Origin of the sequence: Litorilinea aerophila, from assembly GCF_006569185.2 — a bacterium.
In the GTDB taxonomy this organism is placed as follows: Bacteria; Chloroflexota; Anaerolineae; order Caldilineales; family Caldilineaceae; genus Litorilinea; species Litorilinea aerophila.
In genome coordinates, this window is the sequence record NZ_VIGC02000037.1 from 44,793 (window position 1) to 51,176 (window position 6,384).

The following is a 6,384-nucleotide window of genomic DNA, read 5'->3' on the forward strand; positions in this document are numbered from 1 at the left end:
GCTCCTCCACCCCGTCGCAGGGGAGCAACGCGCCGGCGGGCACATCCCGCTGCAGGGTACGGCCGGCGGCCAGGTAGAAGGGCAGGGGGCTCTGAAACTCACTCCACCGTGACCGACTTGGCCAGGTTACGGGGTTTGTCCACATCCACACCCCGGTGGACGGCCACTTCGTAGGCGAAGAGCTGGAGAGGCAACACCGCCAGGATAGGCGCCAGCAGCTCGTGGCTGGGCGGCACGGGCAGCAGGAAGTCCGCCTTCTCCGCCAGGATGGGGTCGCCGGCTTCGGCCACGGCCAGCACTGTGCCGCCCCGGGCCTTCACCTGCTCCACCTGGCTGATCATCTTATCATAGACCCGGTCCCGGGGCGCGATGACCATGGTGGGCATCTGGTGGTCGATGAGGGCGATGGGCCCATGTTTCATTTCGCCAGCCGGGTAGCCCTCGGCGTGGATGTAGCTGATCTCCTTCAGCTTCAGCGCGCCTTCCCGGGCGATGGGGTAGTTCAGGCCCCGGCCCAGGTAGAGAAAGTGCTGGTAGTGGGCGAAGCGGCCGGCCAGCTCCCGGTAGTAGCTCCCCTGCCAGGCCGCCTCCAGCAGCTCGCCGGCCAGCCCAGGCAGACGGCTGAGCTCTTCCAACAGGGTCATCACCGCGCTGGCCGAGAGCAGCCCTCGGGCCTGTCCCAGGTAGATGGCCAGCAGGAGCAGGTCGACCGCGGAAGCGGTGAAAGCCTTGGTGCTGGCCACGCCGATCTCCGGGCCGGCCTGCATGTAGATGACGCCATCACAGAGCCGCGCCGCCTGGCTGCCCACCACGTTGACGATGGCCGCGGTGAAGGCGCCCTGGGCCTGGGCCTCTTCCAGCGCGGCCAGGGTGTCCACCGTCTCACCGCTCTGGGTGATGGCCAGGGCCAGGTGGCCGGGCCCGATGACCGGCTCCCGGTAGCGGAACTCGCTGGCGTAGTCCACCTCCACGGGCAGGCGGGCCAGCCGTTCGATGTAGTGCTTGCCCAGCAGCCCGGCGTAGTAGCTGGTGCCGCAGGCCACGATGGTGACCCGCTCCAGCGCCTGGACCTGGGCCGCAGAGAGGTTCAGGCTGTCCAACACCACCCGGCCGTGCTCAAAATCCAGCCGGCCCCGCAGGGTGTCGGTGAGGCTGCGTCCCTGCTCATAAATTTCCTTCTGCATGTAGTGTACATAGGTCCCCTTCTCCGCCGTGGCCAGATCCCAGTCGATGTGGATGGCCTGGCGGGCCACCGGTCGCCCTGCCAGATCGGTGTAGTGGGCGCCGTCCCGGGTCACCACGGCCATCTGGCGGTTGTCCAGGAAGACCATGTGGCGGGTGTGGTGGAGGATGGCCGGAATGTCGCTGGCCACGTAGGTCTCCTCCTGGCCCAGGCCGATGACCACCCCACCCGCGTTGCCCAGACGGGCGGCGATGAGGCGGTCGGGCTGGGCCCGGTTGAGGACGACGATGGCGCTGGGTCCCTGGAGTTCGCCCAGGGCACAACGCACAGCCCATTCCCAATCCCCCCGGCAGCCGTTGTGGAAGTGGTAGTGGATCAGGTGGACGATGACCTCGGTGTCGGTGTCGCTGTGGAAGGGGTAGCCTTCGGCCTGGAGGCGCCTGCGCAGCTCCAGGAAATTCTCCACGATGCCGTTCTGCACCAGCACGAACTGTCGATCCACGCTGCAGTGGGGGTGTGCGTTGCGCTCGCTGGGCGGACCGTGGGTGGCCCAGCGGGTGTGGCCGATGCCCAGGGTCCCCCGGACAGGCTCCGGCGTCCCAGAGCCGTTGCCACTGGCCGCCACCAACGCCATCAACTGGCTGAGCTTGCCGGCAGCCCGCCGCACGTGGAGGGTGCCGTCCTGGGCCAGCACGGCCAGCCCGGCCGAGTCATAGCCTCGATACTCCAGGCGCTGCAATCCCTGTAGAATAATGGGCGCCGCCTCCCGGGCACCCACATAGCCGACGATGCCACACATGGTTCAACCTCCTTGTTTTGGGTGCAAGGATCCTCCAAGGGGAAGGAAAACCGGCCCCAGGCCAGCCGCCGACATGGGTCGTGGCTGACCGACGGGAAGGGCCAGGCGCCGAGGCACCGCGTCCATGGGCTGGTGCCCCGGCAAGGGGCAGGCGCCTCCGGGCGCGAGGCCATCCGCGCGCCGGCATGGACCGGCCGGGCCGGTTCCTCCGGAATTCGATTTTCCAGTTGGAGCGATTCCACTGCAGAGCGCCTTTGTGCCGGCGGTTACCCGCCGGTTTTCAACGCTCGCTTGACCATGTATGGTGGGGAAGATTGTGACCAGAACCGGGGTGGTTCCTGGTTGGGCCGGTGGAAGCGACCCAGGGGCATCCGCTGATGGTTCGATTTTCCCGCAGACGCCAGTGGCCATGGGCCGGCGTCTGCGGTTAGCCCGGCGTGGAGCCGGGAACCCCCTCCTCGTCACCCGTCCCGGGCCAAAACGGCCGTGGGACGGGCCATGCGCTCTCTTCCCGTGGTTTTGGAACCCGCGCTACGCCACCTCCTGTTCCTGCGGCTGTTCATCCAGGCTGCTGAACGCTCGCTCCCGTGGCCGGGCCACGTTGGCGGCCAGTATATCAGACCGGGCCCCGCCATGCAACTGGACGAAATCGTCAGGATACCTCACCAGAGGGGTGCCCATGTCCAAAAGCGGGAGAACGTGCTATACTCTTGCAGTCTGGCGTAAATACCACGGCAGAAATTCGGCGGCACTACCCTACCGCTGGTGGATACCATTGGCGCATTTCTGCCGGGATTTACCCTGCCCGACTCCCATAACCGGACGGGGCGCCGAGCCGCACCCGCAGGTGGGAGCCCATTACCGATGGAATGACCAGATAGCCCATGCTCAGATAAACCGATGTCAGGAATCGAGCCATGAAAAAGCTCTCTATCTTCCGCCATGCCAAGGCCCGTCGGCCAGAGAAATATCCCCAGGATTTCGACCGCCCCCTGACCAAGCGAGGTCACCAGGATACCCGGCGCATGGCCCGCCTCGTCGCCCGGCTCAGCCCGCCAGTGGACCGGATCGTCAGCTCGCCCGCGCTGCGCACCCGGGAGACGACGGAGGGACTGGCGGCCGCGCTGAACGTGTCCCATGCCATCACCTGGGACGAGCGCATCTACGAGGCGAGCGCCGAGACATTATTGACCGTGCTGGGAGAAGTGCCGGGGGACGCGGAACATGTGGTGTTGGTGGGCCACAACCCGGGCATGGAAGCCCTGGTCTCCGGCCTCTGTGCCGGGGATCCGGCCCGCCTCAACTTGAAGATGCCCACTGCGGGCCTGGCCCACCTGGAACTGGAAATCTTCTGGTGGCATCAGATTCGCTGGGGATGTGGCCAGCTCCAGCTCCTGGCTGCCCCCAAGCAGCTGTCGAAATTGGGGGATTAGGGGATTGGGTAATTGGGGGACAAGATGCCTCCCAACTCCCCAATCCTCCCACCCCATACATACCTAACCGTAAACGTACACCTTGCCCTGGCTGGCCTGGGCGCCGGCAGCCAGGATCTCGGCGAAGGCGCCCACCACGGTGTCGATGTCGGCCCGGCTCACGTGGTAGTTGGTCACTGCCCGCATGCGCCGGGGCCCCACCGGGTTGATGAGGATGTGGCGCTGCTTCAAAGCCAGGGAGACCTGGGCCGCATCCAGCTCCGGGTGGGTGATGTCGAAGAAGACCAGGTTGGTCTCTACCGTCTCCGGCTGGATGGCGACGCCGTCCAACCGGGCCAGGCCCTCGGCCAGGGCCCGGGCGTTGGCGTGGTCGTCGGCCAGCCGCTCCACCATCTCGGTGATGGCCACAATGCCGGCCGCGGCCAGCACGCCGGCCTGGCGCAGGCCACCACCCAGCACCTTGCGGTTGCGCCGGGCCTTGCGGATGAAGTCTGCACTGCCCGCCACTACCGAGCCCACCGGCGCGGCCAGCCCCTTGCTCAGACAGACGCTGACGCTGTCCGCCGCCTGGACCAGCCGGGCCGGCGCCACGTTGAGGGCCACCGCCGCATTCCAGAGCCGGGCGCCGTCCACGTGCAGGGCCAGCCCGTGGCGATGGGCCAGCTCCCCCGCGGCATCCATGTACTCCACCGACAGCACCCGCCCGCCGCAGCGGTTGTGGGTGTTCTCCAGGCAGATGAGCCGGCTGACCGGATAGTGCTCGTTGTCCGCCCGGATGCTGGCCTCCACCTGCTCCAGGTCCAGGGAGCCGTCGGGCCGGTTGGGCAGGGGGCGGGGATGGATGCCGCCCAGCGCGGCCGCGCCGCCCTGTTCGTTGAGAAAGATGTGGGAGGAATCGCCCAGGATCATCTCGTCTCCCCGGCCACAGTGGCTCAGCACCGAGACCAGGTTGCCCATGGTACCGCTGGAAACGAAGACCGCGGCCTCTTTGCCCAACAGCTCGGCCACCATGGCCTCCAGCCGGTTGACGGTGGGATCCTCGCCGTAGACGTCATCGCCTACTTCGGCCTCGAACATGGCCTGGCGCATGGCGGCGGTGGGGCGGGTCACCGTGTCGCTGCGCAGGTCGATCACCGGGTTATTGCTCTCGCTCATGGGTTTTCTCCAGGGGTGGCATGGGGTTTCCGGTGCGTGGTGCATCCGCCAGGGGATGCACCACGCACCACGCGTCATCGGATTTCTGGGGGAACAGGCGCCTCCCGGTACCAGTACAGTCTGGCGTAAATACCACGGCAGAAATTCAGCGGCATTACCTCTGGTGGAACCTATCGGCGAATTTCTGCCGGGATTTACTGGCCCTGCCGGGCCAGGTAGGCATCCATGGCGGCGAAGAGGCGATCCATGTCCTGGTCGGTCACTTCGCCCATGTGGGCCAGGCGGAAGGCTTTGTCCTTAAAAATACCATAGCCGTTGGAAATCTGCATGTCCTGGGTGGCCAGGTGGCGATTCAGCTCTTTGATGCTGATGTTGCGGGTGTTGGCCACGTTGGTCACCGTGTGGGAGCGGTAGCCTTCCTCCGCGGCCAGCTCGAAGCCCCGCTCCACGGCCCAGCGCTGGGCCTTCTGGGCCAGGCGGGCATGGCGGGCAAAGCGGGCCTCCAACCCTTCGGCGAAGATGTGATCCAGCTGGACGCTCAAGGCCCGCATCAGGGAGATGGCCGGGGTGGCCGGGGTGGTGCTCTTCTGCAGCGACTTCTCCAGGTTCAGGAAATCGAAGTACCAGCCCCGCCCCTTGACCGTCTCGGCCCGGGCCAGGACCCGGTCGCTCACGGCGCAGAAGGCCAGGCCCGGCGGCAGCGCCAGCGCCTTCTGGGAGGAGGTCAGGCAGATGTCCAGCCCCCATTCATCCACCGGGATTTTCACCCCTGCGAAGGAGGAGACCGCATCCACCATGACCAGGGTTTCGGGGCTGATCTCCCGCACCACGGCCGCGATCTCGCCCACGGGGCTCATCACGCCGGTGCTGGTCTCGTTGTGGACCACGGTGATGGCATCTACCGGGCCGTCGGCCAGGGCTTTTTCCAGCGCTTCGGCCACTATCTCGGGCTTGACCGCGGTATTCCACGTCACGTCCACCCGGATGGCCTCCTTGTCACAGCCCAGGGAGACCTGATGCCAGCGCTGGCCAAAGGCGCCGTTGACAAAGTTGAGCACCCGGCCCCGCACGCCGTTGCGGATGGCCGCTTCGTGCAGGCCGGAGCCGGAGGCGGCCACGATGTAGACCCGGTTCTGGGTGAAGAAAAGTTCCTGCAGCTGTTTTTCCACCTTAGCAAAGAGGGATTCAAACTCGTCGGAGCGGTGCCCGATCATGGGGGCGGTCTGGGCGGCCAGAACGTCGGGCAGGACGTCCGTGGGCCCGGGAATGAAAAGGCGCTGGGCAGGCTTGGTCTGGGTATCCGTCGGCGTCACGGTGGTCATGGTTCGGCTTCTCCTTTGATGGACTGCAAACCGGCACTTCCTGCTGGCCGGTCTCTTCTTTGGGTCGGCGCTCCCTGGCTGGGTTTCCCTGTCGGGCATGGGCCGGCAGGCGTTTGTGCCATCCTGAACAATCTATTCTATTTTGCCACTGATACCCGGCCCACGCAATTCCCTGGCCGCCCGCGGGTACATCCTATCACGCGATTCATTTGTCGTTTGCCGCCATCCCCTGTACCCTATCATCACATGCTTGAACCACGATCATCGTCATGCGGAGTCGGCATCCTCAGATGCCGTCCCAAACGGCACAGCGCCGCATCTGAATTCTTCATGCACCTTCATTGCGTTGCGGAGGATGAAAAAACCCGCACGCTCCGTAGGTCACGCATCCCTGCGTGACATGGGTTCCCGTCCCGCTGGGTGCGGATGTCCGGCCAGGAGACCGGACCTACCCATCCGGGTTCCATTTTTTCAGGGCAGGATGCCCCCGCG

General features: G+C 66.0%; 4 protein-coding genes. 1 reads left to right on the plus strand and 3 read right to left on the minus strand.

Going from position 1 to position 6,384, the window contains the following annotated elements; translation table 11 throughout:
- Positions 1 to 98 precede the first annotated feature (98 nt).
- Positions 99 to 1,982: a glutamine--fructose-6-phosphate transaminase (isomerizing) gene (glmS, locus tag FKZ61_RS20920; protein WP_141612098.1), complete on the minus strand. Its 1,884-nt coding sequence runs from the start codon at positions 1,980 to 1,982 to the stop codon at positions 99 to 101.
- Between the two features lie 917 nt (positions 1,983 to 2,899).
- Between glmS and FKZ61_RS20925 the strand changes: the two genes are divergently transcribed.
- A complete protein-coding gene (locus tag FKZ61_RS20925) occupies positions 2,900 to 3,415 on the plus strand; it encodes a SixA phosphatase family protein (protein WP_141612099.1) in 516 nt (171 codons plus the stop codon).
- A gap of 63 nt (positions 3,416 to 3,478) precedes the next feature.
- Here the strand turns inward: FKZ61_RS20925 and ltaE are convergent, their stop codons facing one another.
- Positions 3,479 to 4,570, minus strand: a complete 1,092-nt coding sequence (gene ltaE, locus FKZ61_RS20930; protein ID WP_141612100.1) for a low-specificity L-threonine aldolase — start codon at positions 4,568 to 4,570, stop codon at positions 3,479 to 3,481.
- Between the two features lie 194 nt (positions 4,571 to 4,764).
- A complete protein-coding gene (locus FKZ61_RS20935; protein ID WP_170200099.1) occupies positions 4,765 to 5,892 on the minus strand; it encodes a pyridoxal-phosphate-dependent aminotransferase family protein in 1,128 nt (375 codons plus the stop codon).
- Positions 5,893 to 6,384: the final 492 nt, after the last annotated feature.

What these genes read in the sequence shown, in the direction of transcription:
- glmS (WP_141612098.1), bottom strand. Translation starts at nt 1,982, where the DNA reads ATGTGTGGCATCGTCGGCTATGTGGGTGCCCGGGAGGCGGCGCCCATT.
- FKZ61_RS20925 (WP_141612099.1), top strand. Translation starts at nt 2,900, where the DNA reads ATGAAAAAGCTCTCTATCTTCCGCCATGCCAAGGCCCGTCGGCCAGAG.
- ltaE (WP_141612100.1), bottom strand. Translation starts at nt 4,570, where the DNA reads ATGAGCGAGAGCAATAACCCGGTGATCGACCTGCGCAGCGACACGGTG.
- FKZ61_RS20935 (WP_170200099.1), bottom strand. Translation starts at nt 5,892, where the DNA reads ATGACCACCGTGACGCCGACGGATACCCAGACCAAGCCTGCCCAGCGC.